Origin of the sequence: Arthrobacter sp. RCC_34 (assembly GCF_041360795.1) — a bacterium.
GTDB lineage: Bacteria > Actinomycetota > Actinomycetes > Actinomycetales > Micrococcaceae > Arthrobacter_E.
The window spans coordinates 499327-524415 of sequence record NZ_JBFUPW010000001.1 but is presented as its reverse complement, the minus strand read 5'-3'; the positions used below and the strand labels follow the sequence as shown (position 1 = coordinate 524415).

General features: G+C 67.4%; 26 protein-coding genes. 9 read left to right on the top strand and 17 right to left on the bottom strand.

What is annotated here, in order from left to right:
• Nucleotides 1–19 precede the first annotated feature (19 nt).
• The 6 genes from AB6732_RS02465 to AB6732_RS02440 form a co-directional block, all read right to left on the bottom strand.
• A complete protein-coding gene (locus AB6732_RS02465) occupies nt 20–883 on the bottom strand; it encodes a GyrI-like domain-containing protein (RefSeq protein WP_370957996.1) in 864 nt (287 codons plus the stop codon).
• Between the two features lie 247 nt (nt 884–1130).
• The gene (locus AB6732_RS02460; RefSeq protein WP_370957995.1) at nt 1131–1469 is read right to left on the bottom strand and encodes a DUF86 domain-containing protein; all 339 of its coding nucleotides are present in this window, start codon (nt 1467–1469) and stop codon (nt 1131–1133) included.
• Nucleotides 1466–1909, bottom strand: a complete 444-nt coding sequence (locus AB6732_RS02455; RefSeq protein WP_278266976.1) for a helix-turn-helix domain-containing protein — start codon at nt 1907–1909, stop codon at nt 1466–1468. The genes AB6732_RS02460 and AB6732_RS02455 overlap by 4 nt, the downstream gene beginning before the upstream one ends.
• An 83-nt stretch (nt 1910–1992) precedes the next feature.
• Nucleotides 1993–2412, bottom strand: a complete 420-nt coding sequence (locus AB6732_RS02450) for an NUDIX domain-containing protein (RefSeq protein WP_370957994.1) — start codon at nt 2410–2412, stop codon at nt 1993–1995.
• Nucleotides 2413–2438: 26 nt separating this feature from the next.
• Nucleotides 2439–3416, bottom strand: coding sequence for an alpha/beta fold hydrolase (locus AB6732_RS02445; protein ID WP_370957993.1), 978 nt, complete (start codon nt 3414–3416; stop codon nt 2439–2441).
• 213 nt (nt 3417–3629) lie between these two features.
• Complete coding sequence (locus tag AB6732_RS02440) at nt 3630–5063, bottom strand: MFS transporter (RefSeq protein ID WP_370957992.1); 1434 nt, start codon at nt 5061–5063, stop codon at nt 3630–3632.
• Between the two features lie 117 nt (nt 5064–5180).
• Between AB6732_RS02440 and AB6732_RS02435 the strand changes: the two genes are divergently transcribed.
• The 3 genes from AB6732_RS02435 to AB6732_RS02425 all read left to right on the top strand — a co-directional run bounded on the left by AB6732_RS02435 (nt 5181) and on the right by AB6732_RS02425 (nt 6649).
• Entirely contained in the window at nt 5181–5735 is a 555-nt protein-coding gene (locus tag AB6732_RS02435) for a TetR/AcrR family transcriptional regulator (protein ID WP_066211312.1), read from the top strand.
• Between the two features lie 101 nt (nt 5736–5836).
• Nucleotides 5837–6229 (top strand): hypothetical protein, encoded by a 393-nt coding sequence (locus AB6732_RS02430; RefSeq protein WP_370957991.1) that lies wholly within the window; start codon nt 5837–5839, stop codon nt 6227–6229.
• Between the two features lie 48 nt (nt 6230–6277).
• On the top strand, nt 6278–6649 hold the full coding sequence (locus tag AB6732_RS02425) for a hypothetical protein (protein WP_370957990.1): 372 nt from the start codon (nt 6278–6280) through the stop codon (nt 6647–6649).
• 314 nt (nt 6650–6963) lie between these two features.
• Here the strand turns inward: AB6732_RS02425 and AB6732_RS02420 are convergent, their stop codons facing one another.
• Entirely contained in the window at nt 6964–7254 is a 291-nt protein-coding gene (locus AB6732_RS02420) for a hypothetical protein (protein WP_370957989.1), read from the bottom strand.
• On the opposite strand from AB6732_RS02420, the gene AB6732_RS02415 reads away from it, so the two are divergent.
• Together AB6732_RS02415 and AB6732_RS02410 are read left to right on the top strand one after the other, a co-directional pair.
• Nucleotides 7238–8668 (top strand): LGFP repeat-containing protein, encoded by a 1431-nt coding sequence (locus tag AB6732_RS02415; protein WP_370957988.1) that lies wholly within the window; start codon nt 7238–7240, stop codon nt 8666–8668. The two genes, AB6732_RS02420 and AB6732_RS02415, sit on opposite strands and share 17 nt — an antisense overlap.
• 171 nt (nt 8669–8839) lie before the next feature.
• Nucleotides 8840–9406 (top strand): hypothetical protein, encoded by a 567-nt coding sequence (locus AB6732_RS02410; RefSeq protein WP_370957986.1) that lies wholly within the window; start codon nt 8840–8842, stop codon nt 9404–9406.
• Between the two features lie 52 nt (nt 9407–9458).
• Here AB6732_RS02410 and AB6732_RS02405 read toward each other — a convergent pair whose 3' ends face one another.
• Entirely contained in the window at nt 9459–9839 is a 381-nt protein-coding gene (locus AB6732_RS02405; protein ID WP_370957984.1) for a hypothetical protein, read from the bottom strand.
• Between the two features lie 23 nt (nt 9840–9862).
• On the bottom strand, nt 9863–10948 hold the full coding sequence (ychF, locus tag AB6732_RS02400; protein WP_107003606.1) for a redox-regulated ATPase YchF: 1086 nt from the start codon (nt 10946–10948) through the stop codon (nt 9863–9865).
• Between the two features lie 78 nt (nt 10949–11026).
• On the opposite strand from ychF, the gene AB6732_RS02395 reads away from it, so the two are divergent.
• Nucleotides 11027–12223: a DNA recombination protein RmuC gene (locus tag AB6732_RS02395; protein WP_370957981.1), complete on the top strand. Its 1197-nt coding sequence runs from the start codon at nt 11027–11029 to the stop codon at nt 12221–12223.
• Between the two features lie 46 nt (nt 12224–12269).
• On the opposite strand, the gene AB6732_RS02390 is transcribed toward AB6732_RS02395, so the two are convergent.
• The 3 genes from AB6732_RS02390 to AB6732_RS02380 all read right to left on the bottom strand — a co-directional run bounded on the left by AB6732_RS02390 (nt 12270) and on the right by AB6732_RS02380 (nt 16638).
• Nucleotides 12270–13115 carry a PhzF family phenazine biosynthesis protein gene (locus tag AB6732_RS02390; RefSeq protein WP_370957979.1) on the bottom strand — a complete coding sequence of 282 codons (846 nt, stop codon included), beginning with the start codon at nt 13113–13115 and terminating at the stop codon, nt 12270–12272.
• Nucleotides 13116–13211: 96 nt separating this feature from the next.
• Complete coding sequence (locus AB6732_RS02385; RefSeq protein ID WP_370957977.1) at nt 13212–14297, bottom strand: 4-hydroxy-3-methylbut-2-enyl diphosphate reductase; 1086 nt, start codon at nt 14295–14297, stop codon at nt 13212–13214.
• A 127-nt stretch (nt 14298–14424) separates the two neighbouring features.
• The gene (locus tag AB6732_RS02380; RefSeq protein WP_370957975.1) at nt 14425–16638 is read right to left on the bottom strand and encodes an efflux RND transporter permease subunit; all 2214 of its coding nucleotides are present in this window, start codon (nt 16636–16638) and stop codon (nt 14425–14427) included.
• Nucleotides 16639–16764: 126 nt separating this feature from the next.
• Here AB6732_RS02380 and AB6732_RS02375 point away from each other — a divergent pair, with 126 nt between their 5' ends.
• Nucleotides 16765–17343 carry a MarR family winged helix-turn-helix transcriptional regulator gene (locus AB6732_RS02375; protein WP_370957973.1) on the top strand — a complete coding sequence of 193 codons (579 nt, stop codon included), beginning with the start codon at nt 16765–16767 and terminating at the stop codon, nt 17341–17343.
• Between the two features lie 18 nt (nt 17344–17361).
• On the opposite strand, the gene AB6732_RS02370 is transcribed toward AB6732_RS02375, so the two are convergent.
• Entirely contained in the window at nt 17362–18255 is an 894-nt protein-coding gene (locus tag AB6732_RS02370; RefSeq protein WP_370957971.1) for a hypothetical protein, read from the bottom strand.
• A 141-nt stretch (nt 18256–18396) separates the two neighbouring features.
• Here AB6732_RS02370 and xseA point away from each other — a divergent pair, with 141 nt between their 5' ends.
• Both xseA and AB6732_RS02360 read left to right on the top strand, forming a co-directional pair.
• Nucleotides 18397–19740, top strand: a complete 1344-nt coding sequence (gene xseA, locus AB6732_RS02365; RefSeq protein ID WP_370957969.1) for an exodeoxyribonuclease VII large subunit — start codon at nt 18397–18399, stop codon at nt 19738–19740.
• A gap of 1 nt (nt 19741) precedes the next feature.
• Entirely contained in the window at nt 19742–19966 is a 225-nt protein-coding gene (locus tag AB6732_RS02360) for an exodeoxyribonuclease VII small subunit (RefSeq protein WP_208186461.1), read from the top strand.
• Nucleotides 19967–20009: 43 nt separating this feature from the next.
• On the opposite strand, the gene AB6732_RS02355 is transcribed toward AB6732_RS02360, so the two are convergent.
• The 4 genes from AB6732_RS02355 to AB6732_RS02340 form a co-directional block, all read right to left on the bottom strand.
• Nucleotides 20010–20873, bottom strand: coding sequence for a polyphosphate kinase 2 family protein (locus AB6732_RS02355; protein ID WP_370957967.1), 864 nt, complete (start codon nt 20871–20873; stop codon nt 20010–20012).
• A gap of 49 nt (nt 20874–20922) precedes the next feature.
• Entirely contained in the window at nt 20923–22143 is a 1221-nt protein-coding gene (locus AB6732_RS02350; protein WP_370957965.1) for a pyridoxal phosphate-dependent aminotransferase, read from the bottom strand.
• Between the two features lie 28 nt (nt 22144–22171).
• A complete protein-coding gene (locus AB6732_RS02345) occupies nt 22172–23170 on the bottom strand; it encodes an ABC transporter substrate-binding protein (protein WP_370957963.1) in 999 nt (332 codons plus the stop codon).
• 93 nt (nt 23171–23263) lie between these two features.
• The gene (locus tag AB6732_RS02340) at nt 23264–25087 is read right to left on the bottom strand and encodes a beta-galactosidase family protein (RefSeq protein WP_370957961.1); all 1824 of its coding nucleotides are present in this window, start codon (nt 25085–25087) and stop codon (nt 23264–23266) included.
• Nucleotides 25088–25089 lie beyond the last annotated feature (2 nt).

Genomic DNA, 25089 nt, shown 5'->3' with positions numbered 1-25089 from the left:
CGGCCGCACAGCCGCTCGCTCACCCCTTCTCGACCGGCAGCCAGAGCTCGCACGAGGCGAAGCTCTCCGTGAACTCCAGGTACCGCACGATCGACGGCCCCGGCCGCAGGCGCCACGGATTCGACGGGAACCATTCGGTCGCCGTCGCGGCCCACAGATTCTGCAGCGTCTCCGGGAACGGGCCCCGCGCGGCGAACACCGCCCAGGTGCCGGCGTCGAGCGGGAGAGCATCGAGATCCTCCGGCACCTCCGTGCCGGACTCCACCGCGACGCCGTGCAGATACGTGAGCGGGGAGCCTTCCGGAGCGTCGGGGTCGACACCGTCGGTGACGGCGAGGATTCCCGACGGTTCGGCGTTGCTCAGGGCTTTGAGGCGCACGTGCTCCTCGACCGGGATCGCGGCGAGGTGCGCCTGGATGTGAGGGTTGACCCCTCGATGGATGAGCGGGACCCGAGCGGCATGCCCGACGAGCATGAGGCCGGGCAGTTCGGTGATGGTGACGTCCATGGACGTGCCCCCTTCTACGCTCAGGCGGAACCTGAGCATGGTGTGAGTGCTGAGCGGACCACCATGGCGTCGCACCTCGGACGGGCTGGCGCCGTGCACGGAACGGAACGCCCGGCCGAACGCCTCGACCGACCCGTAGCCGTAGCGCACGGCCACGTCGAGGAGATGCGGCGCGCCTGCGGCCAGCTCCGCACCGGCGAGGGTCATCCGGCGGTTGCGGATGTATTCCGAGAGCGGCATCTGCGCCAGCGATGCGAACATCCTCCGCAGGTGATACTCCGTGGTGCCGTGCCGCCGGGCGAATTCGGCGACGTCGATCGGCTCGCCGAGGTTCTCCTCGATGTGGTCGACCAGAGCGTTGAGCGTGGCGATCATGTGGTCCTCCTGACACCAATGATTCTCCGGGGCAGGCCGGGGACGGGACCCGATAGTTCCGGTCAGGTTCAATCAGGGTTGCTCGCACGATTTCCAGTGGACAGCGTGTTTTACATCATGCGGTCGTGCCGAGCGACCTGCAGACCGCTGACGATCTGCAGCGCAACGTAGGTGGCATGGTCCACAAACCTCGAACTTCTCAGAGTCGCGCTCAGCAAAAAACACGCTGCCGGGCGGCCTCCAGGATTCATCCGAGATCGAGCGACCGGATGTATCCATCGATGACCGGCAGATCGTTGACCAGGGTGTCCCAGACGGCCCCGTAGTCCGTTCCCTCATAGTGATGGGCCAACCGGTCCCGCATGCGTTTGATGGAGGACCAGGGAACTTCCGGATGCAGCCCAATCGTCTCTGAACTCATGCGCGCCACGTTTTCTCCGATTTTTACGATGAGCGACTCTGCTGCGAGTCCTGGCACATTGTCAGGGTCACCGGTGTACCAGTCGGGCCCTCGCGCGACGAGATCGGCTCCGATCGCACACAGCCTCAAGATCTCATTCAGGGCCCGGTTGTCACGATCGCTCATATTTCAACCGCAGACTTCAGAATTTCATGGTCGTCCGGCAGGCCGCCGTCAGTCACGACGTCGACCTCGATGCCCAAGAGTTCGCCGGCTTCATCGGCAAACTTCGCAAGCGTCAACAGACCCATGCCTGCAGGTCTCGTGACCAGAAGGTCCAGATCGCTGCCGGGCCTGTCGTCACGTCGAGCGACCGACCCGAAGACTCTCACGTTGACAAGACCATAGTGGTGCGCGAGATCGACCAGGTCGGTTCGGTGGTCAGCCAACGCATCATGGGGAAGCGGCAGTGTCGCCGCGCGGAGGCGGTTCACCATGTCAACGCTCGGCTTGCGCCGACCAGCCTCGTAAGCCGCGATGTTGGGCTGAGCCACGCCAGAGCGGCGGGCCAGCTCGGCCTGACTCAATCCAGCGGCTTCGCGGATTTCTCGAACACGGTTACTCACCCACTAAATATATCGCGTGATATAGGGGCGCGTCTGTGAAATCCATCGATACCAGCCCGCCATCTTCGACTCGAAAGGCTGCATCAGCCGACGATTTCCCCCAGCCGGGCCCCGAAGCCCGCGCACAGCACGTGCCCGTGATCCAAGGGCGCCCACCAGCAGGTCCAGCGCTGCGCCTGCCCCTCGGACGGATGCTCCTCGCCAGCGTGCCATCGTTCCGGGACAGAGTCCTCCACCGGTGCCAGCTGGAAGAAATGACGTTCGTGACGTTCGTCCTTGGCCGGCCTCACATCGTAGACCTCCGTGCCCAGCTCACGAACCGCACGGGTCCTCAGCCCGGTCTCCTCGAGCACCTCCCGGACGGCGGCTTCCGCGGGAGACTCCCCGGGCTCGACCGTCCCCGCCGGAACCTGCACCCCCGTGGTCTCGATCGGCACGTCGTCGTGAGTGAAGACCAGGAGCCGTCCGCGGTGGACGACGTAGGCGACAGCCTTCTGGACCACCCGCGTCTCCCGGCGCCCTGCGCCACTCACGCCGTGCCCCGGACTCGGGCCGACGCCAGGATTTCGTCATTCGCCCGCGACCACGCCTCGATCATCCCGGCGCCTCCGTGGCCTTCCCCCTCATCGATCACCAGACGGGACGCGGGCCATGCGCGGTGCACCTCCCAGGCGGTCACCGCCGGCCCGGAAATGTCGTTCCGGCCGTGAATGAGCATGCCGGGTATGTCCGCGATACTGGCCATACCCGCCAGGAGCCCGGCCTCGCAGAACCCTGAGTTCGACCAGTAATGCGTCGTCAGCGTCGCGAAGGCGAGGCGGTAAGCGTCGGACTCCCATCGCGGGTCCCGGGAGAATCCGCCGGCCCCGATGGACACGTGGGTGTCTTCCCACAGGGCCCACTCTTTCGACGCCGCATCGCGAAGCGCACTGTCCGGCGATTGCAGGAGCCGGGCATAGGCGTCGATCAATCGCCCCTCGCCCCGCCGGTATCCGATTCCCGAATCCTCCGCGAACGAGGCAAGCCTGTCCCAGGCCTCGGGGAACATCATGCCGACCCCTTCGGTGATCCACTCGACCTCACGGCGGCTCGTGGTGGTGACCGCCACGAGCACAAGCCCCAGCACCCGGTCCGGGTGGGTCTGGGCATACGCCAGTGCGAGAGTGGAACCCCATGAGACGCCGTTGACCACCCAGCGGTCGATCCCGCGGTCGGCACGAAGTGATTCGATATCCCCGATCAGGCAGGCAGTCGTGTTCACCCCGAGGTCTGTCAGCGGATCGGAGGCGTGTGGGAGCGAGCGCCCGCACCCTCGCTGTTCGAAGCCCACCACCCGGGTCCGTTCCAGGTCCACCCGGCGCCGGTAACCACTCGCGCTGAGCCCTCCGCCGGGACCTCCGTGCAGATAAAGGACGGGCGTTCCCAGTGGGTCACCCCATTCCTCCCAGTAGATCCGCTGGCCATCGGTGACCTCGAGGAATCCGGACTCGCGAGGAACCTCTGACATGGCGTCACACCCTTTCCCTGCCGCGCCCCGGGAGGCGACGGGTCGCCGTCGTCGTGGCAGCCGCCGACCGTGCCACAGCACGAGCCTGCCACACGGCCTCCCGTGCCGCGACGACCACGGCCGTCTCGCCCGACGACTCCCGGCACGGAAAGACCCCGGCACCAGGTGGCGTCGGGGTCGGTCCCGTCAGGGCGTGAACGGACAGCGGATGGCTCAGACGACGTCGACGTCGGCCTCCAGCGGGCGGGCGGCCCGTGTCCGGAACGCCAGGCCGAGCACCGACAGCAGCGCGATGACCGACAGGATCGTCGCGGCGAGGAAGCCTGCCCGACCGCCGGCGTAGAAGTCGCCCGGGATCGCGAAGGCCGCGAAGACGGACGCCACGATGGCCAGGCCTACCGCCCCGCCGAGCTGCTGCATGGTCTGGAACAGCCCCGATGCGGCACCGGCCTCCTCGGGATCGACGTTGCGCAGGGCGAGCGTGGTCAGCGGCATGAAGGTGAGACCGGCCGAGATGCCCGTGAAAGCGAGCGCCGCGATCACCACCGCGAGCGGCGTCTGCGGGCCGATCAGAGCCAGCGGCACGAAAGCCGCCACCCGGAGTGCGGCGCCGACGTTCACCAGACGCTCCGCGCCGAATCGCTCCACCAGGCGTGGCACGATGCGGGACATCGTGAACACCCCGACGGGCATCGGCAGGAACATCAGGCCCGTGACGAGCGGCGAATACCCCTTCGAGTCCTCCAGGTACTGCACCATCAGGAAGAACATCGCGAGCATTCCGGCGTACGTCGCCGCCATCGCGGCCAGCGCCGCCACGCGGCTGGGGCTGCGGAGCAGCTGAGGCCGGAGCAGCGGGTGAGCCACTCGTCGTTCCGTCACGGCGAGCGCCACGAGCAGGAGGACGCCGACGGCGAGTCCCGTGAGGGTGAGCGGGCTGGACCAGCCGTCCTCAGCGGCCTGGATCAGGGCCCAGACGATCGCGACGGCGCCGCCGGTGGCGGTGACGGCTCCCAGGACGTCGAAGTGGCCTGTCTGGCGCGGGGTCTCCGCCACCAGCTTCGGCACGGTCACGAGAATGGCCAGGCCGATGGGGACGTTGATGAACAGCGTCCACCGCCAGTCCGCCGTCGACGTCAGGATGCCGCCGAGAATGAGACCGAGCGCGCCACCCATGGAGGAGATCGCGGAGAACATGGCCAGGGCGCGGTTGCGCGCCTTGTCATCGCGGGCGCTGGTCGTGATGAGGGCGAGCACGCTGGGTGCGGCGAACGCGGCGCCGACGCCCTGGAAGGCGCGCGCGACCACGAGGAAGACCGGGTCGGTGGCGAGGCCGCCGAGGAGGGAGAAAAGGGTGAAGACGGCGACGCCGGCCAGGAAGGTCCGGCGGCGTCCGAGCACGTCGCCGACGCGGCCGCCGAGCAGCAGGAGGCCGCCGAAGGCGAGGGCGTAGGCGTTCAGGACCCAGCTGAGCTGGGCCGGAGAGAAGTGGAGGTCCGTGGCGATGCGGGGCAGCGCCACGTTCACGACGGTGGCGTCGAGGACGAGCATGAGCTGGGCGAGCATGACGAGGCCCAGCCCGAGGGAAGTGGTCCGGACTGTGGCCCGGTTCCGGGTGGGCAGAAGGGTGTCTGTGAGGGGAGCCATGGGGAGTCCTGTTCTGACGACGGGGACTGGCGTACACTAATCGGAGAGTTGCTCCGCTTAGAACTATACGGAGACACTCTCCGTTTTCGCAAGACTTTTCACGAAGGAAGTGTTCAGGTGCGCGCTGACGCCCGTCGGAACCGTGACCGGATCGTCGAAGTGGCCCGGGAGCTGGCCCGCGCCAAAGGCTATGACGCGCTGACCATGGACGAGGTGGCCAAGAAGGCCGGAATCGGCGCCGGTACGCTGTATCGCCACTTCCCCACCAAGGACGCGCTCCACGACGCCGTCATCGAGGCCTGGGCGGACAAGGTCAACGCCGCCGTGGACGCCGCCATGGAGGCGCCAGGGACTCCACGGGAACGGCTCGCCCTCTGGCTCCGTGAGTACACCGCGATGCTGACGGCACACCAGGGCGCCGCCGCGCGGATCACCGCCTCACTCGGAGTCGCCGGATCCCCCTACGAGGCCAAGTGCCAGACCTACATGCAGGCCAATCAGCGGGTCATCGACGCCCTCGGGTCAGACCTCCGGCCCGATGCGGAAGCCCTGCAGATGTGCCGCCTGGTGGGCGGCGTGGCCGCCGTCGCCGACAACAGCGGCCTGCCTGCGGAGGCCGTCACCGCCATGCTCGACGTCCTCGCGGACGGGCTCCTGGCGCCGCGGGCCTGACGCTGCGCGGTCGATGCCTGGTCGTCTAGCATGGGCGGTGAACGCCCGCCGGCGTACCGGCGGACATCACCGCGGAGACGACCTGAGGCCAGGAGACGACCATGACAGAGACGTACCCGATCCAGGAGAGGGTCGAGGCCGCGCTCGGGGCCGAGCGCGCCGACAAGCTGCTCACCGGGCTGGACAACTATTCGAATCAGCCGAACGCCGTCAAGGGCGCTGCGAAAAGGCCGAGCGACCCTGAGGTCGAAGCGGTCGCCCATGCGGCTTTCGCGGCCGTCACTCCCCAGGAGATCAACCTGGAGCTGGACTCGATCGGCATGTGGGGCCTGCTGACGCTCGCCGCCCGAGCGGACGTCACGATTCTGGACAGCCTGCCCCCGGGACGCGTGGACAACCCGAAGGTGGCCTCGATCAGGCGCGCGACGACGAAGCACCTCAAGGGTCTCGCGGAGGCCGCGGCGGCGGACCCGTCGACCGATTCAGCGGATTGAAACCGGGAACCACAACGAGAGGCGCTTCCCCACCACGAAGGAGCTTGAGTGGCTGACAACTCGCGCGAACCACTGGATTTCCTGGTCCTGGGCCACTCCCCCGAGGGTGCCACCGGCTGGCCACACCCGGTGTCGATCAGCGTCCATCCGCTGGGCGAGATGACGCTCCTCAATTTCTCGAAGGGGCCTCACATCGCCAACGTCGGCGGGCAACTGCGGGTCACATGGGTGATCGTCGATGATGCGCTGAAGGAGTCCTTCGCCGAAGAGTTCGACGCCTGTGACGCCCACTGGCTCGTGCCGTACCTCGCGCGGCTCGCAGCGGGTGAAGAGGTCACTGAACACGAACTCATTGACGCCTACCGGGCGAAGTTCGGTCGCTATCCGAAGACGGAGCTGTCCGCCAACCACACCTTCTGAGCGGCGACGGTTCCGGCCCCGGCCGGCTCCCCTTCGCTCCGTGGCCCATGATGAAGCGGTACTCCACCACGTCGCCGTCGGATATGGAGTATCACGTGCTTTCAGCACCGGCTCTGGCGTTGGGACGCCGCCGCGGACGTCGAACCGCGCTGAAATCCAGGGTGGACCACACCAGCGTCTGGTCATCGCACTTCCCGCCCTTCCCAGCGACGACCCCAACCGATAGCATTCGTTCAGCTATCCAGCCGTTCGGTATTTTTTTGGGGGACCATGGCACACTTGCCCAGCATTCGACAGAGAGGCCTCAAGGCCCTCTATGCAGTGACCGCGACGGTCGCCTTGTGCAGCGGGCTGGTGACGCCACTGGCCCCCGCCCTGGCGGAGGCGTCCCCCACTCCGACGGTCAGCGCCACCGCGACGCCGACGGAGACTTCCGCTCCGACGGAAACAGCGCCCGCGCCCTCCGCGACCCCGGTGACCACCGAGGCTCCGACGGCACCGCCGACGTCGGAACCCACTCCGGCTCCCAGCGTCACGGCCACCGCGACGCCCAGCCCGCAACCGACTGCCACGCCGTCGCCGATCCCGGTGGGCAGCCGTTTCACTACGTGGTACGGGTCCTATGGAATCGCTCCGATCTTCGGCAAGGCTCTTGGGGCTCAGGCCTGCGCGACAAGCACCTTCTGCACCCAGGAGTTCGAGTTCGGCACCGCCTATTGGAAACCGGCACGCGGAGCCCACGGCGTCTCCCGGACGACGGGCGTGGGCACCCGGTACTTCGCCGGTGGCGGCTACGCGAAGTACGGCATGCCGGTGACGGACCTTGATGACTATCAGTGGGCCGAGTCCGGATTCACGGTGCCCGGCTCGTACCAGCAGGCCTTCGAGAAGGTCATCATCGTGGCACCCAACGGAGCCGCAGCATTCGCGCTCGACCGCAGCCAGCCGATCGTCCAATACGTGCACCCGGACGTCCCCGGCATCATCGGCGTTCGGTGGCTGTCTCCGGTGCAGTGCGGCCTCGCTCGGGGAGGCTGTTCCGCACGGTACGTGGGCTACATGAACAGCGTGAAATACTACGCCGTCGTCCAGAGGTACTCCCTGGGCTCCTCGGCGCTGGGCGTCGTCGCCGTCGGCAGCCCGGAGTGGAATCGCTGGCGCGCCCTCGGTGGCGAAGCCGGTCAGGCAGGTTACCCGCTCGACTCGAGGTGCGACTTGTACTACGCACGCGGCTACTGCAAAACGACTTTCCAGCACGCCTCCATTTACACCAAGGGGACTTCGCTCACGGTGGTCAAGGGTGCGATGTTCCGCTGGGACGGCGATGCGGTCAACGTCGGCTTGTACGGACCCCCGCTGGCGGATGAGCGGTGTGGCCTGACTCAGGGCGGCTGCAGCCAGGAATTCGTCAATGGAACCGTGATGTGGACCCCGGCCACGAGCTCACAGCCGGTCAAGGGCGCCATCCGCACCAAGTGGCGGGCTCTGGGCGGCGAAAAGGGCCACCTCGGATATCCGACAGGGCCGGAGCAGTGTTTCGGCCTGACTGTCAACAACGTCGACAAGTCAGGGTGCTCTCAGCGCTTCCAGTACGGGATGATCTGGTGGTCTCCTAAGACCCCCGCTCGCGCCGTCTGGGGCTCGATCCTGGGCACCTACCAGCGCTCCAACTTCGTCTGGGGCGACTACAGCTCATTTGCGTATGCGGGCAAGTCACTCGGGTACCCCACCAGCGATGAGAACTGCTCAGGTCCCGGCGGCGGTTGCTACCAGCTGTTCCAGAACGGCATAATCTGGTGGTCGAAAACCACCGGCGCACAACGGGTGATGGGTGGAGACGCCCGGGTTTATCAGTCCCTCAACTGGGCCTGGGGCCGGCTCGGATATCCGACCACGGAGGAACAGCCCCTGCTCATGGGGCAGTACTATCCGAACAACGTGTGGGGTACCCGGCAGTTCTTCCAGCACGGCTACCTCACGTGGGACCCCCGGTACGGCGTCAAGGTCACGTACCGCTGACCCAGAGACGGCGAAAGGGCCCCGGCACCCACTGGTGCCGGGGCCCTTCCCGTGTCGGACTAGACGTTGAAGCGGAACTCCACCAGTTAGGTTGTAGAACTACTTCAAGCAGTTGTCTGCGCGGGTCCCCCACTCAGATCGTTTCCATAACCTTGTGGCAAACTCTGAAACATGACACTCACCCTGTGGCTGCAGATCGCGGCCTTGGCCGTACCGGCGGCCGTTGCTATCTTCTCCGCAATTTGGGCTTCACGATCAGCCCGTCGTGCTCAACATTCCGAACAGGATTCTGCCCGGCTTAGGGCACTGGAAGATCGCGTCGCACAGAAGAAGTACGAGCTCTACCTGCCGTTTCTACAGACTCTAGGGGACATGCTTACGCCCTCACGAAACGCGGCGGCAACCAAGAGGCTGGAAGACACTATGGCTGACTTCCAAACCTTCGTCACGGTCTGGGGGTCAGATGAAGTCGTTGAGACATTCTACAGGTATCGCACCTCAGCGAATACTTCGCCGCCGCCCCTGATCGTCATGCGCCTCATGGCTGACTTCCTGGTTGCAGTTCGACGAGATGTTGCCTGGCCAGACACAAGCATTCTCAACTTGCATGTAATCGGCATGCGAATCAATGACCTCCCTGAACACCCAGAAATGGTCGAGGCTCTCTCCATGCCCTTGAGCGAACTCTTCGAGCGCGAGAATTGGTCAGCGCCATTCGACCTGAACAGAGTGCATTGACGGTTCGCCATCCGCGCGAAAAGCCAAACTGCTGCGGAACTCTGCCACGCCACTACTTTTGGTGTGAAAGTGGTGTCGTGATGTCGGAGTGGGTCACAGTCTTGCTAATCTTCGCTAGCTCTGCGAGACGGATAATGAGGTCCTTCAGCGCATTCGTTCGCGCCTCTTCGGATGCGGCACCGGTGACACCTCGCAACAGTCGCATGCACTCTGCATCATGGCCAAACATCAGCGGAAGCTCGTTCAGCGCGCTCACGAGTCGGCTTTGATCACCTCGATAGCGCATAGCCTCGCGGACAAGCGCAATCCGCGCTTCGTTACGGGTCTGTCGCGCGGTTAGCCAGCCGCTGACAAGCGTCGCAGAGAGCGTTGCGACCGCACCGATGACTCCACCAGCGATAGCCCCGACGATTCCGGCGAGTGCTGCATCCATCAAACCGCCACCTTCCCACGCAACTACACGTTGAAGCGGAACTCCACCACGTCGCCGTCGGACATGACGTATTCCTTGCCTTCGATGCGGACCTTGCCGCGGGACTTCGCCTCGGCCATGGATCCGGCGTCGACCAGGTCCTGGAAGGAGACGACCTCCGCCTTGATGAAGCCGCGCTGGAAGTCGGTGTGGATCACGCCGGCCGCCTGCGGGGCGGTGTCGCCCTGGCGGATGGTCCAGGCGCGGGCCTCCTTGGGACCTGCCGTGAGGTAGGTCTGCAGGCCGAGAGTGTGGAAACCGACGCGCGCCAGCTGGTCCAGGCCGGACTCCTCCTGGCCGTTCATCTCGAGCATCTCGCGGGCCTCCTCCTCGGAGAGCTCCACCAGGTCGGATTCCAGCTTGGCGTCGAGGAAGATGCAGTCGGCCGGCGCGACCAGAGCGCGCAGTTCTGCCTGCTTCTCCTCGCTGCCCAGGATGCCCTCGTCGGCGTTGAACACATAGATGAAGGGCTTGGCCGTGAGCAGGCTCAGTTCCTTGAGCTTGTCGAGGTCGAGCTTGTCCGAGGCGATCGAGGAGAAGATGGTGTCGCCGCGTTCGAGGACGGTCTGGGCGGCCTTGATGGCGTCCAGTTCGGACTGCTCGCGCTTGCGGGCGCGGATGTCCTTCTCGAGGCGCGGGATGGCCTTCTCGATGGTCTGCAGATCGGCGAGGATCAGCTCGGTGTTGATGGTCTCCATGTCGGAGCGCGGGTCGACCTTGCCGTCGACGTGGATGACATCCGGGTCATCGAACACGCGCACCACCTGGGCGATGGCTTCGGCCTCGCGGATGTTGGCGAGGAACTGGTTGCCCAGACCTTCACCTTCCGACGCGCCCTTCACGATGCCTGCGATGTCCACGAAGGACACGGTGGCCGGGAGGATCCGCTGGCTGCCGAAGATCTCGGCGAGCTGGGTGAGGCGCGGATCCGGGAGGTTGACGACGCCGACATTCGGCTCGATCGTCGCGAACGGGTAGTTCGCTGCGAGGACCTGGTTGCGGGTCAGTGCGTTGAAGAGCGTTGACTTGCCAACATTGGGAAGTCCGACGATGCCGATAGTAAGAGCCACGGTCAACCATCATACCGGGAACCGCCCCTCGGCCCGCCGCCGTCATTAATGTCAGTCCCCCATGGCACAGTGAAAAGCATGGAAAACATCCTGCTGGTTCTTCTCGCACTGCTGCTCGGCCTCGCCGCCGGTTTCCTCTGGGGACGGTCCCGGAACGACGACGGCGCGCCCCTCCTGCGCGCCCAGCTGCGGGATGCGGAACAGCAGCTGGGCCTGAGCCGCGAATCCCTCGCCGACGCCCGGGCGCGTGCTGAACTGCTCGAACGCCAGAACAGGGCCCTCAGCAGTTTTGACGAGCAGGAGAACACCGTCCTGCATGCGCTGGCGCCCGTGGCCGAGAAACTCGCCGCCGTCCAGCAGCACGTCGCCGTCCTGGAGCGGGACCGGCAGCACCAGTTCGGTCAGCTCTCCGAGCAGCTCCAATCGGCCCGTCAGGTGGAGGCGGCGCTCCTCGAGAGCACCCACTCTCTGGCCTCGGCCCTGAAGAACAACGCCAGCCGTGGACGCTGGGGAGAAGTCCAGCTCCGCCGGGTGGTCGAATCCGCCGGCCTGCTGGACCATGTGGACTTCCACGAACAGTTCAGCTCGGTGTCCGGTGACTCGGCGGTCCGGCCCGACCTCGTGGTGCAGCTGCCCCAGGGCAAGTACCTGGTAGTGGATTCGAAGGTGCCGCTCACCTCCTTCCTGGAAGCCCAGGAGAGCGGGTCCTCGTCCTCACCGGAGCGGCGGAACGACCTCATGAAAGCCCATGCCAAGGCGGTCCGGGCCCACATCGACGCCCTGGCGAGCAAGCGCTACTGGGACGCGGTGCCCGCCAGTCCGGAGCTCGTGGTCTGCTTCCTGCCCGCGGAGTCCTTCCTGGCCGCAGCGCTGGAGGCGGACGGCAGCCTGCTCGACTACGGCTTCAGCCGCAACGTCGCCCTCGCGTCGCCCGCCACCCTGATGGCACTGCTGAAGGCCGTCGCCGTCACGTGGCGGCAGGAACTCCTGACCGAGAACGCCAAGGACCTCTACGACCTCTCCCAGGAGCTGTACACCCGTCTGGGAACCATGGGCGGGCACATCTCCAAGATGGGATCGTCCCTGAAGTCGAGCGTGGAGAACTACAACCGCTTCGTCGGAACCCTCGAAACCCGCGTCCTGAGCACCGCCCGCAAGATGACGAGCCTGAACCTCGGCGATGCCGAGCAGTTCAGCACCCCGTCCACCATCGAAACGACGCCGCGGGTCCTCACCTCAGCCGAGCTCCTGGACGACGACCGGGCCGCCTCCTGACGGCGGCGCCCGCGGGACTCAGCCCGCCGGCCTCAACCCGCGGGGCTCAGCCGCGGTACTCCCCGCTGAAGACCACTTCAGCGGCGCCGCCGACCCACAGCTCGCCGTCGATGTCCTTGATGTGCACGCGGCCGTCCCGGTCCATGCAGCCGCCCTGCCGGTTGATGAACGGAGCCGTCGCGCGACCGGTCTCGATCATCCATTGAGACGCCGACGCGTTGAGGCTGCCGGTCACCGGGTCTTCCATCAAGGGGCCGCCGATCCCGTCGGAGAAGAAGCCCCGCACTTCGAACGCATCCTGGTCGCCGTCGGCGCACGGGCCGAGGACTCCGATGTCCCAGCGGCCCGGATGACGGCTCGCGTTCGGCTGGAGATCCACCACAGCACGGTCGTCTGCCAGGAGAACTCCCACCCACCCGGGACCGTTGTCGATCCACCGGGACTCGACCACGTCGTCGCGCTCGATGCCCAGGATCTCCACGACATCCTGCAGATAGGACTCCTCCACCTCACCGCCACGGATCAGACCCGGGGCCGAGAAAGCCAGCAGGCCCTCTTCTTCCCGGACCTGGATCAGACCGGCGCCGCACTCCTGCACGATGACACCGGGCGTCTTCGGAACCCCTCCCGCGTCCAGCCAGGCCCGTGCTGTTCCGAGCGTCGGGTGGCCGGCGAAAGGGCACTCGGAACCGGGAGCGAAAATCCGGACGCGGTAGTCGGCCTCATCGGTGGTCGGCGGCAGGACGAAAGTGCACTCGGACAAGTTGGTCCAGGCGGTGAGGCGGACCATCTCCTCGGTGGTCAGCCCCTCGCCGTCGAGCACCACGGCCACCGGGTTACCGCCCAGCGCCGACGTGCCGAAAACATCCACTTGCCTGAATCGCCTGCTCATCCTTCGAGGCTATCAGCCGTCAGGAGGGAGAACTGACCGGAATCCCAGCCATCACTGCAGGTCAGGAGCTTGTCCGTCACCGTCAGCGACGATCCGTCAGCTCAGGGGCCGGTTGCCGCGGCCGCCCAGGGCCCGGCTGGAATCGCCGGCGGCCTTGAGCGTCGCGCGCAGTTCCTTGGGGAGGGAGAACAGCAGGTCCTCCTCGGCCGTCACGACTTCCTGGACGTCGCCGTACCCGTAGTCGGCCAGCAGACGCAGGACGTCCTGCACCAGGACCTCGGGCACCGACGCACCGGAGGTGACGCCGACGGTGGCCACACCCTCGAACCACGCCTCATCGACCTGGTTCGCGTAGTCCACACGCTCGGACCGCTTGGCGCCGTACTCCAGCGCCACCTCCACGAGGCGGACGGAGTTGGAGGAATTCGCCGAACCGACCACGATCACGAGGTCGGCCTGCGGGGCCACCTTCTTGATGGCCACCTGGCGGTTGGTGGTCGCGTAGCAGATGTCGTCGCTGGGCGGGTCCTGCAGGGTCGGGAACTTCTGGCGCAGCAGGCGCACGGTCTCCATGGTCTCGTCCACGCTGAGGGTGGTCTGCGAGAGCCAGATGACCTTGTCGGGGTCACGGACCGTCACCTGGTCGACCTCGTGAGGCCCGTTGACGACCTGAATGTGCTCCGGAGCCTCACCCGCGGTGCCTTCGACCTCCTCATGGCCCTCGTGGCCGATGAGCAGGATGTCGTAATCGTCCTTCGCGAAGCGCACTGCCTCGCGGTGAACCTTGGTGACCAGCGGGCACGTCGCGTCGATTGTCCGCAGGCCACGGTCCTCGGCCGACTGCACCACGGCCGGAGAGACGCCGTGAGCGGAGAAGATGACCAGGGCGCCCTCGGGCACCTCGTCGTTCTCCTCCACGAAGATGGCGCCCTTCTCCTCGAGAGAGGTCACCACGTGCACATTGTGGACGATCTGCTTGCGCACATACACGGGAGGACCGTAGTGCTCCAGCGCCTTTTCGACGGCGATCACGGCACGGTCCACGCCGGCGCAGTAGCCGCGCGGCGCAGCCAGCAGGACCTTCTTCGGAGTGGTGACGGGCGCAGCGGCCTCCACATCCTCGCGGGTCCGGCGCTTACGCGGGATGGAGGGCATGGGCACTGAGATGGCGGCCGAGGTCATGACATCCATTCTACTGAACCGGACCCGGCCTCCGGGGGTGAGCTGCGTCCCAGCCCTCCCCCGGAGGCCGCCTGCGTGCCGTCACGGTCCCCCATCGACCGTGCACGGCTCCGCGGCCCGGCCGGGCTCACCGCTTCCGCGACCAGCGCGAAGGCCACCAGATCCACCGGCCCAGCTCGTAACTGACCGCCGGCACCAGCAGCGACCGGACCACGAAGGTGTCCAGCAGCACGCCGAACGCCACGATGAACGCGATCTGGGCCAGGAAGAGGATCGGGATCACACCCAACGCGGCGAACGTGGCCGCCAGCACCAGGCCCGCCGAGGTGATCACCCCGCCCGTCGCCTTCAGACCGCGGAGCAGCCCCTCCCGGGAGCCGTGCTTCTTCATCTCCTCCCGCACCCTGCTCATGAGGAAGATGTTGTAGTCGATGCCGAGCGCCACCAGGAACACGAACCCGTACAACGGCACCGACGCGTCCGCCCCGGGGAAGTGCAGCACATGGTTGAACACGAGGGCGGCGACTCCCAGCGCAGCGCCGAAGGAAAGCACCGTGCTCAGAATCAGGAGCAGCGGAGCCACGATCGAGCGCAGCAGCAGCCCCAGGATCACGAAGATCACCCCGAGCACCACAGGAATGATGAGATTCCGGTCGTGCACCGAGGCCGTGTTGGTGTCGAGGGCCGTGGCGGTCACCCCACCCACCAGACTCCCCGGAACGTCCCGGCCGAGTGCGTTCCGCAGGGCGACCACGGTGTCCTCTGCCGCCTGCGAATCCGGGGCGTCCCGGAGCGTCGCCTGGAGCAGCACCCTGCCGTCCGCCTCGGTCGGCGTGGCGTTGGCGGCCTGGGGAGCACGGCTGGCCGGCTTCTCCCCCGGCGGGGTCCACGGAATCGAACCGCCCGGGGCGTCCTTGGAACTCACACTCACCGACTGGACTCCCGGTTCCCGGGATGCGACGGCGGCGGCCTCAGACCAGCGGTCCGCGGGCACGACCAGCAGCGCAGGGCTGCCCGAGCCGCCCGGGAAGTGCTCGCCCAGGGCCTTCTGGCCGTCACGGGCTTCGGATTTCCCCAGGACCAGGTCGGACTGCGGCACCCCGGAGGCCTGCAGCCCGCCCAGCCCGAAGCAGGCGGCCACGAGGAGCACCACGGTGCTGCTCCAGATCAGCCGCGGACGACGCCGGATGGCCACGGCGAGGCGGTCCCACACGGTCCGGCGCGTGGGCGCCGAGGCCGCGTCGACGTCGTCGTCCACGGCACGCGGGCGACGCGGCCAGAACGCGGCCTTGCCCATGACATAGAGCAGGGCCGGTAGGAAGGTCAGCGCCGACAGCATCGCGAAGACGATCCCGATCGCCGCCACAGGACCGAGGGCGCTGTTGGACTTCAGGTCACTCAGCAGTAGACACAGGAGACCGGCGATGACGGTTCCGCCGGACGCCGCGATCGGCTCGATGGACCGGCGCAGCGCTGTGCGGGAGGCGGCCCAGCGCTCGTGGCCGCGTGCCAGCTCGTCCCGGTAGCGGGAGACGTAGAGGAGGGAGTAGTCGGTGGCCGCGCCGATGACCAGGATGAACAGGATGCCCTGCGTCTGGCCGTTGAGCAGCAGCACGCCCGCCTTCGCCAGCCACCACACGGTCAGCAAGGCGACACACAAGGCGAAGACACTGCTGAGCAGCACCGCCAGGGGCAGCAGGAAGGAACGGTAGACCACCACCAGGATGATCAGGACCGCGATCAGGGAGACCGCCAGCAGGAGCCCGTCGATGCCCGAGAAGCCCTCCAGAAGATCCGCGGTGAACCCGGCGGGTCCCGTCACCTGAGCGGTGACGCCGGACGGGACGTTCTGACGCAGCTCCTTCCGCAGCTCTTCGACCACTGCGCCCACCTCGGCGGACGAGTCGATGCTCACGAACGCCTGGACCGCTTTCCCGTCCTCCGATGGGATGGCCGGAGAGATGTCCCCGGCGACGCCCTCTCGACCCTTCAGGTCTTGCAGCGCGGCGGTGATCGCCGTGGTCTGCTGCTGGCTGAGAGCCGCGTCAGAGCTGAACAGCACGATGGCCGGGATCCGGTCCTGCTCGTTGAAGCCGGGCAGCAGCTGCTGGACCTGAGTGGCCTCGGCCGACGAGGGCAGATAGGTCGTCTGGTCGTTGGAGGAAACCTCGTCCACCTTGCCGAAGTACGGGCCTCCGACACTTCCGGCCACGAGCCACCCGACAATGAGCAGCGCCGGAAGAAGGATCCTGATCCAGCGGGCCGGCCCCTTCCGGGCCCTGGAGGACGGACGCACTTCCTGCTCGCGAGGAGGTGCGTCCGCGGTGCGATGTGTTCCCATGTCCAGCCCTCATCATCCCGATCGGAAGGGGCACCGGCTCGGCCGGCGACTTACTTCCATTGCCTTGTTTCTAGCCAGGCTAGCAATTAGATGGGTTGAAAGAAAGCCAAGGAGTAATCTTGACCTATGACATTTTCTGTCGAGAACGAGGGCATCGGACCCGCGTCCGTGTACCACGTCGAAGCCAGCGACCCGCAGGGGGAACTGGTCGACAGGACGGGCGTGTCCTCCGAGGACCTCCAGCAGATCAACCGCCTGATGGAGGCGATGGCGGCCCTCCGCGCGGCGGAGAATGAGCTGTCCGAGGCCTCGCGCCGCTACATGAACCTCAACGAGTCGGACATGAGGGCGCTCCACTATCTGATCGTGGCGCGCAACCAGGGCCTCGTGGCGACCCCCGGCGGCATCGCGACGCACTTGAACATCTCGACGGCCTCGACCACCAAGCTCCTCGACCGTCTGGAACGTGCCGGCCACATCCTGCGGCAGCCGCATCCCAGCGACCGCCGGGCACTGGCCATCACCGTCACCGAAGAGACCCGCGCCGCGGCGATGAACACCGTGGGCCGTCAGCAGGCGCGCCGATTCGGCGTCGCGGCAGGGCTGACGGCCGCGGACCGGGAAGTCGTCATCCGCTTCCTGCAGGAGATGGCACGGGAGATCACCCCGTCACCGGAGATCTGGGACGGCGCCGCCGCCGGGTGATTCCCCGCGCGGGAACGGTCAACGGCCGGGCAGGAACCCGTCGTCGTCGAAGTCCTGCTCGGGCGGCGCGGAAGCGCCGACCCGGCGGATCTCCTTCCGGCGCCGGACCGACTCGATCACGATGCCGACCACGAATCCCGCGAGTCCGGCGATGACGAACGGCAGGAACGCCTGGTCGACCTGCGCCGTGACGACGTCACCGACGCGGGTGAGGACCACCCCTTCGAGTTCGCCGCTCATCCGCTGGCTCAGCACGGTGACGCCCGCGAACGCGACCACCTTCCAGATCACGGCGATCACCACCAGTCCGACGCCGGCGACCATGAGGAAAGCGCCCCGGCGTCGCGCGCTGACAAGGGCCAGCAAGAAGGCGATCGCGGCGCCGACCGCCAGCGGCGTGCCGTAAGGGGCGATCTTGAGGACCGGTTCGATCATCTGCCGCTGGCTCAGGTCACCCATGCTGATGAGCGCGACCTTGGGACCCGCCACCTTGACCGGGAGCTTCTTGTTCGCCTCTTTCACCACGAGATCGACGAGCGGCGCGACGTCGAGAGTGAAGGCGGTCGTGGACGTCTTCGACTGAGCGCCGATGGTCAGCGCGTGGCTCCGCTCGAGCGTGGCGTTCCAGGCATCGGGGTAGCCGGGCAGGTCGAACATGGTGTTCGCGGCCGCCGTCACCGCCTTGCCCACCACGGAATCGAGCTGTTCCGGCACGGGCACTTCCGCCGCCACCCGCCGGCCGATGGCCGTGGCGAGGTCTTTCTTGAAGGAGTCGTCCTGGCCGAGCGGGCTCATGGTCTGCACGAATCCCGCCCGGTCCACGACGTTCTTGTCCAGCCACAGCACGGGACCCGCGATCAGGGTCAGGACGAAGGACAGGATGGCCGCGAGGACGGCGATGGTGGTACGCACCGTGGCCTTTCTATTGGCGGGAAAGCGGGGCGACGGGACCTGCGGAAAGGTCACCGGGGTCACCAGCCAGTCTAGTCGGCACGAAAATGTCCTCGCTCCTCGATAGGGTGAAGGGAGGAACGGCGAGAGTGAGGACAGCACATGAGCGAACCGCAGGACAGCCTTGCGGCCCTGCCTGCCACCGCGGGCGAGACCTCCCCGGACAACCCCTGGCCTCTGCGGCTCCTGTCGGAGAAGCTCAAGGCCCATATCGACCGCACGCCCATGGCGTGGGTCGAAGGCCAGATCATCGAACTGAACCATCGCGGCAGCGCTTCCTATCTGACCCTGCGCGACGTCGACGCCGAAGTCTCGCTCCCGGCCTCCATCTGGGCCAACAACCTCAACCGGCTGGACACCACCCTGGAGCGCGGCTCCCGTGTGGTGGCCCAGCTCAAGCCGGAGTTCTGGCTCAAGACGGGCCGCCTGAACATGTCCGTGCGGGACATCCGCCCGGTGGGTCTGGGCGATCTGCTCGCCAGGATCGAACGGCTGCGGCAGGCGCTGGCCGCCGAGGGCCTGTTCGCCGACGAGCTCAAGCGGCCGCTCCCCTACCTCCCGCACCGGATCGGCCTCATCACCGGCCGGGACTCGGACGCCAAGAAGGACGTGCTCCGGAACGCCGCGCTCCGCTGGCCGGCGGTCGAGTTCGACGTGCGCGAGGTCGCCGTCCAGGGCGTCACGGCCGTCGGCCAGGTCACGGCGGCTCTCCTCGACCTCGATGCCGACCCCGACGTCGACGTCATCGTCATCGCGCGCGGTGGCGGCTCCCTCGAGGACCTGCTGCCGTTCAGCAACGAGGACCTCATCCGCGCGGTCAGCCGCGCCACGACGCCCGTGGTCAGCGCGATCGGCCACGAGGCCGACCACCCCCTGCTGGACTACGTGGCGGATCTCCGCGCGTCGACCCCCACCGATGCCGCCAAGCGGATCGTTCCGGACGTCGCCGAGGAGCTCGCGGGCCTCGCCTACGCCCGGGATCAGATGCGCCGGGTCATCCACCAGCGCGTGGAGCGGGAGTCGGAACGTCTGGAGCAGCTCCGCTCCCGGCCGGTCCTGGCGCAGCCGCTGACCATGGTGGACTCACGCGCCGACGAGCTCCGGCGCCTCCGCCAGACGTCGACGACGGCGCTCACCTCCGCCCTCGCACGCGGCCAGGATCAGATCACCCACCTCCGGGCTCAGCTGCTGGCGCTCTCGCCGCAGAAGACCCTGGACCGCGGGTACGCCGTCGTCCACCTCGACGGCGGGGAGGATTCCGGCGCGATCGTCCGCGACCCGGCCCAGACCGAGGGCGGTCGCGACCTGCTCATCCGGGTCGCCGGAGGCAAGTTCACAGCGCAGTCGACCACCCCGGCGTCGTCCGGAACCGCCCCGCGCCCCCGCAAGACCACCCAGCAGAAGAAGACCGGGAGCAGCACCGCTTCCCAGGACGTGAGGAACTGACATGGCCGAGAAGACCACCACCGCACCGGACGTCACCGCGCTCAGCTACGAGGAGGCCCGCGAAGAGCTGCTCCTCGTGGTGCAGCGCCTCGAGGCCGGCGGAAGCACCCTGGAGGACTCGCTGGCGCTCTGGGAGCGCGGCGAGGCCCTGGCCGCCCGCTGCGAGGAGTGGCTGGAGGGCGCCCGCGCCCGGCTCAAGGCCGCTCAGCCCGACGCCGAGGTCTGACCCCGAGGTCCGATCCCCCGCGGACCGCCGATCCTGTTCCGGGTCAGGACGCTTCGACGGCTGCGATCTGCTCGGCCACGTCGAAGTCGGCGGCCGGCCACTGCGGATCGATGTCCTCCAGCGCGTCGATCAGGAGCTGCTGAACGGCGATGCGGGCGTACCACTTCTTGTTCGCCGGGACGACGTACCACGGCGCCGCCGCGGTGGACGTCTTCTCGAACATGGCCTGGAACGCCGCCTGGTAGTCCTCCCAGAATCCGCGTTCCTTCAGGTCTCCGGTGCTGTACTTCCAGTGCTTGGCCGGATCCTCCAGACGGGCCAGGAGGCGCTCCTTCTGTTCGTCCTTGGAGATGTGGAGCATGACCTTGACCACCCGCGTGCCCTCGGCGATCAGGCGTTCCTCGAACTCGTTGATGGCGGCGTAGCGGCGTTCCAGCTCGGCTTCGTCGGCCCAGCCGTGCACGCGGTGGATGAGCACGTCCTCGTAGTGTGATCGGTCGAAGACACCCACCATGCCGGCCCCGGGAACCTCTTTCTCGATGCGCCACAGGAAGTCGTGGGACTTCTCCTCGTCGGTGGGCGCCTTGAAGGCCTTGAGGCGCACGCCCTGAGGATCCATCGCACCCACCACGTGACTGACGATGCCACCCTTGCCTGCGGTGTCCATGGCCTGGAGCACCAGTAGGACCCGGTCGGGGGAACCGCCCTTCGACGCCGCGAAGAGACGCTCCTGCAGCCCCGCGAGGAGGGCGTCCTGGCGCTCCAGGTGAGCGGCGCCGTCGCTCTTCCGGCCCGGGAACCCGGGGGCGGAGTCCGGCTCGACGTCCGCCAGCGTGAACCCCTCCCCCACTTTCAGGGTCTTCGCAGGGTCACGCTTGAAGTCCACCAGGCTCTTCTTCGATGCCATCGATCTTTCCTTCCCCAGGGTGTGCGGCCGCTCAGCGACCGGATGCCAATCAGTTGCCGGGATACCGGCTCAGGAATTCCGCCATGCGCCCGATCGCCTCTTCGATGTCCGGCACGGCGGGCAGGGTGACCATCCGGAAGTGATCCGGGCGGACCCAGTTGAAGGCACGGCCGTGCGACACCAGGATCTTCTGCTCGCGGAGCAGGTCCAGGACGAACTTCTCGTCATCCCGGATCCGATAGACCTCCGGGTCGAGCTTCGGGAACAGGTACAGCGCGCCGCGGGCCTGTTCCGTGCTGACGCCCGGAATGGCGTTGAGCAGCTCGTACGCCTTGTTCCGCTGTTCGAGGAGACGGCCCCCGGGCAGGATCAGGTCGTTAATGCTCTGGTAGCCGCCCAGCGCTGTCTGAATGGCGTGCTGGCCGGGGACGTTGGCACACAAGCGCATATTGGCCAGGAGGTTGATGCCCTCCAGGAAGTCCTTGGCCGCGGCCTTCGGCCCGGAGATCGCCATCCAGCCCGCGCGGTAACCGCAGATGCGGTACGCCTTGGACAGGCCGTTGAAGGTCAGGCAGAGGACGTCGTCGCCGGCGATCTTGGCCGTGTTCACGTGGACGGCGTCGTCGTAGAGGATCTTCTCGTAGATCTCGTCGGAGAAGACCACCAGGCCGTGCTTGTCGGCGAGCTCGACGATCGCCCGGACAGTCTGCTCCGAGTAAACGGCGCCCGTGGGGTTGTTCGGATTGATGAGGACGATCCCCTTGGTGCGCTCGGTGATCTTGGACTCCAGGTCCGAGATGTCCGGAGCCCACCCCTCCTCCTCCACACAGAGGTAGTGGACGGGGCGGCCGCCCGCAAGGCTCACGGACGCGGTCCACAGCGGGTAGTCCGGGGTCGGGATGAGGATCTCATCGCCGTCGTTGAGCAGCGCCATGAGGGACAGCGTGATGAGCTCGCTGACGCCGTTGCCCAGGTAGATGTCATCCACCCCGATGTTCTGGATGCCGCGGGTCTGGTAGTACTGCGAGACGGCGGTGCGCGCGGAGAAGATGCCGCGGGAGTCGCTGTAGCCCTGGGCGTGGGGCAAGTGGCGGATCATGTCCACCAGGATGGCGTCCGGCGCTTCGAAGCCGAAGGGCGCCGGATTGCCGATGTTCAGCTTCAGGATCTTGTGTCCCTCGGCCTCCATCTGCTGGGCAGCCTCAAGGATCGGTCCCCGGATGTCATAGAGGACGTTGTGAAGCTTGGTGGACTGCTTGAATTCTGCCATTCACCAAATATGCCATATGACACACGTTCTACCCTGTGATGCCCCTCTCTTTCAGCCAGGACACGGCGACTTCGTGAGGGGTGCGGGCCTGGTCGCCCCGGATGGCCCGGTTCATGGTCACCAGATCGTCCGCCGTGAGCGTCCGCGAGACGTTGTTGACGGCGTCCCGGGCCCGGTCCGGAAGCGTTCCCTCGTCCACCACAGGCACCACTTGTTCAGGCAGAAGGGCTCTACGGTTGTCCTCCAGGACCACCAGGTCGTTGTCGACGATCGCGGGATCGGTGCTGAGCAGGACCGCTGCCTGGGCCTCATCCTCCAGGAGCGACTTGAGCGGCTGCGGGAGCGTCGCATTGGGCTGCGCGTCGGGGTTCGGGAGTGACGGCCCTCCATCCGGACCGCTCTTCATGCCGTAGGTGAGCACCCGCTTGGGCGTGCAGGAGTACGCGTTCTTCAGCGCCTGGGAACCGTAGGCCCCGCCGCTGAAATCCGCCGCGGCGGCGAACACCGTCTGGGAGCACACCTTCCCCAGGTCCTCGAGCGTCTTGAGCTGGTACTTCTCAGCGGTGACCTTGGTGACGACCACGACCTCGCGGTCCTGCGCGCCCGAGGAGTCCAGGACGGCCAGGGGCTTGCGCAAGGCGGCGTTGATCCCGGACTTCACCGCGTCGTCGCCGGTGTCCTTGGTGGTGCCGCCCAGCGCCTCCAGGAGGCTGCCGGTGTACGCCGGGACGAGCTGGACCCGGCCGGACCGCAGAGCTTCCAGCGTCGCGGCACGGCCTCCCACATTCAGCTTCACGCTGCTGGGAACCCCGGCCGAGCGGAGAGCGCCGGAGTACAGCTCCGCGAGGAGTGCGCCTTCCGCCGTGTCGAGCGCGCCGACGACGACGGGCCGCTGGGGCGCGCCGCTCGTCACCGCGGGGCTCGGGGTGGGCTGTCCGGGCGTGCAGGCGGTGAAGGCCGGCAGGCAGGCCACAACGGCGGCGGCCATCACGGTCCGGACGACGGCAGACGGACGCATCGGGGCCATGGGGGCACTCCTTTGAGGGGGCGTTCAGGACGGTGCGAGAGCCTGTCCAGCATATCCCGCGGCCCCGCACGCACCGGTCCTGGGTGCTCCGGCTCAGGCGAGTTCGGCCTCCGTGAGGACGTCCACGCGGGCGGATCCGAGCTGCGGTTCCTCCCGCAGTTCCACTGTGCCACCGCTGACGCCGAGCTCCAGCACGTGCACCGTGTTCCGGCCGGCCTTCACGAGCGGCGCGGGCACGTACAGGGTCTCCTGCGGCCCGATCTCCCAGTACCGTCCCAGCAGGAAGCCGTTCACCCACGCGAAGCCCTTGGTCGAGCCGGGCAGGGCGAGGTAGGTGTCCGCCGGGGCGTCCACGTCGAACTCGGCCGTCGCCAGCCCGGCCAGATCCTCCGCGCCGAACCGGGACGGATCCACCGCGAAGTGTTCCCAGCCGAGCGTGAAGCGCTGGTTGACGAGGACGCCGCCCAGCAGGCCCTTGCGCTGGCCGGTGTAAGGGCCGTAGTTGATACGTCCCAGATTCTCGACCAGGATCTCCAGAACCACCTCGCGCCCGCGCCCCTGCACGGCCAGCCCCGCCGCACCGGTCGTATCGTCCAGGATGCCCACCGGCTCGCCGTCGACCCACAGCTGAGCACGGTCGTGGAGCTGCGGCAGCTTGAGGAGGCACTCCTGGGGCGCGTCCTCGCGGCCCGGCAGGACCGCCGTCGCGCGGTGGAAGAGCAGGCCGTGGTGCTGGCCGATCTCCTCGAAGCTCAGCGGCCGCTCGCTCGGGTGGTGCGTTCCGGCCGCGACGGCGGAGTCGAGCCCCGCCCGCAGGGATTCCAGCAAGGGCAGGCGTGCCGGGGACAGCTCCAGGGTGCGTGCGGGCAGCACGGGCGCCGGCTCCAGCAGGGCCGCCGGGAGTGCGGGCCACTCGTCTTCGGCCAGGCCTTGGGCACGCAGGAACTCGGCGCGGATGGCGTGGAACTTCTCGGTGAGGGCGCCGTTCTCGGCGATGGGGGCGTCGGAGTCGTAGCTCGTCACGGTCGGCTGGATGCCGCCGTCCTCGTTCGCTCCCGCGCCGAGCCCGAAGTTCGTCCCGCCATGGGCCATGTAGACGCAGAGGGAGCCGCCGGCGTCGAGCATCGTGCGGATCTCCGCCGCCGCCTCACTGCCCGGACGCACATGGTGGGCCTCGCCCCAGTGGTCGAACCAGCCGCCCCAGAACTCGACGTTGAAGAAGGGCTCGGTGGGACGCCTGCGCTTCCACACCTCGATCGCCTCGGCGCCGCGGGAGCCCAGCGTTGCCGTGGCCCAGATCTCGGGGACGGCGCCGCCGTCGAGGTAGTAATCGCTGCCGCCGTCCGCGGTGAACAGCAGTTCGGTGATGCCCCGCTGCCGCAGCGCCTCGGCGCTCCAGCGGATGTACTCGGCGGAGTCCCCGTAGCTGCCGTATTCGTTCTCCACCTGGACCGCGACGACGGGCCCGCCCTGCGCCGCCTGCCGGCTCGCGATGACGGGGACCAGGTGATCGAGCCACTCTCCCACGGGTCCGGTGAAGCGCGGATCGGTGGAGCGGAGCATGATGTCGGGGGTCCCGGTCAGCCAGGACGGGAATCCGCCGTTGTCCCATTCGGCGCACATGTACGGCCCGGGACGGACGATCACGTCCAGGCCGAGATCCCCCGCCAGGTCGATGAAGCGGCCCAGATCCCGCCAGCCACCGAAGTCCGGGGCATCTTCACGCCGCTCCTGGTGGAAGTTCCACGCGACATACGTGTCCACGGTGTTGGCGCCCATCGCCTTCAGACGTGCCAGGCGGTCCTCCCACAGTTCGGGGTGAACACGGAAATAGTGGATGGCGCCGGCCAGGATGCGGTGCTCGCGGTCTCCCTTGACGAGGCGGGCATCGCGGTAGCTGAGAATCGGAGTGGGCATGG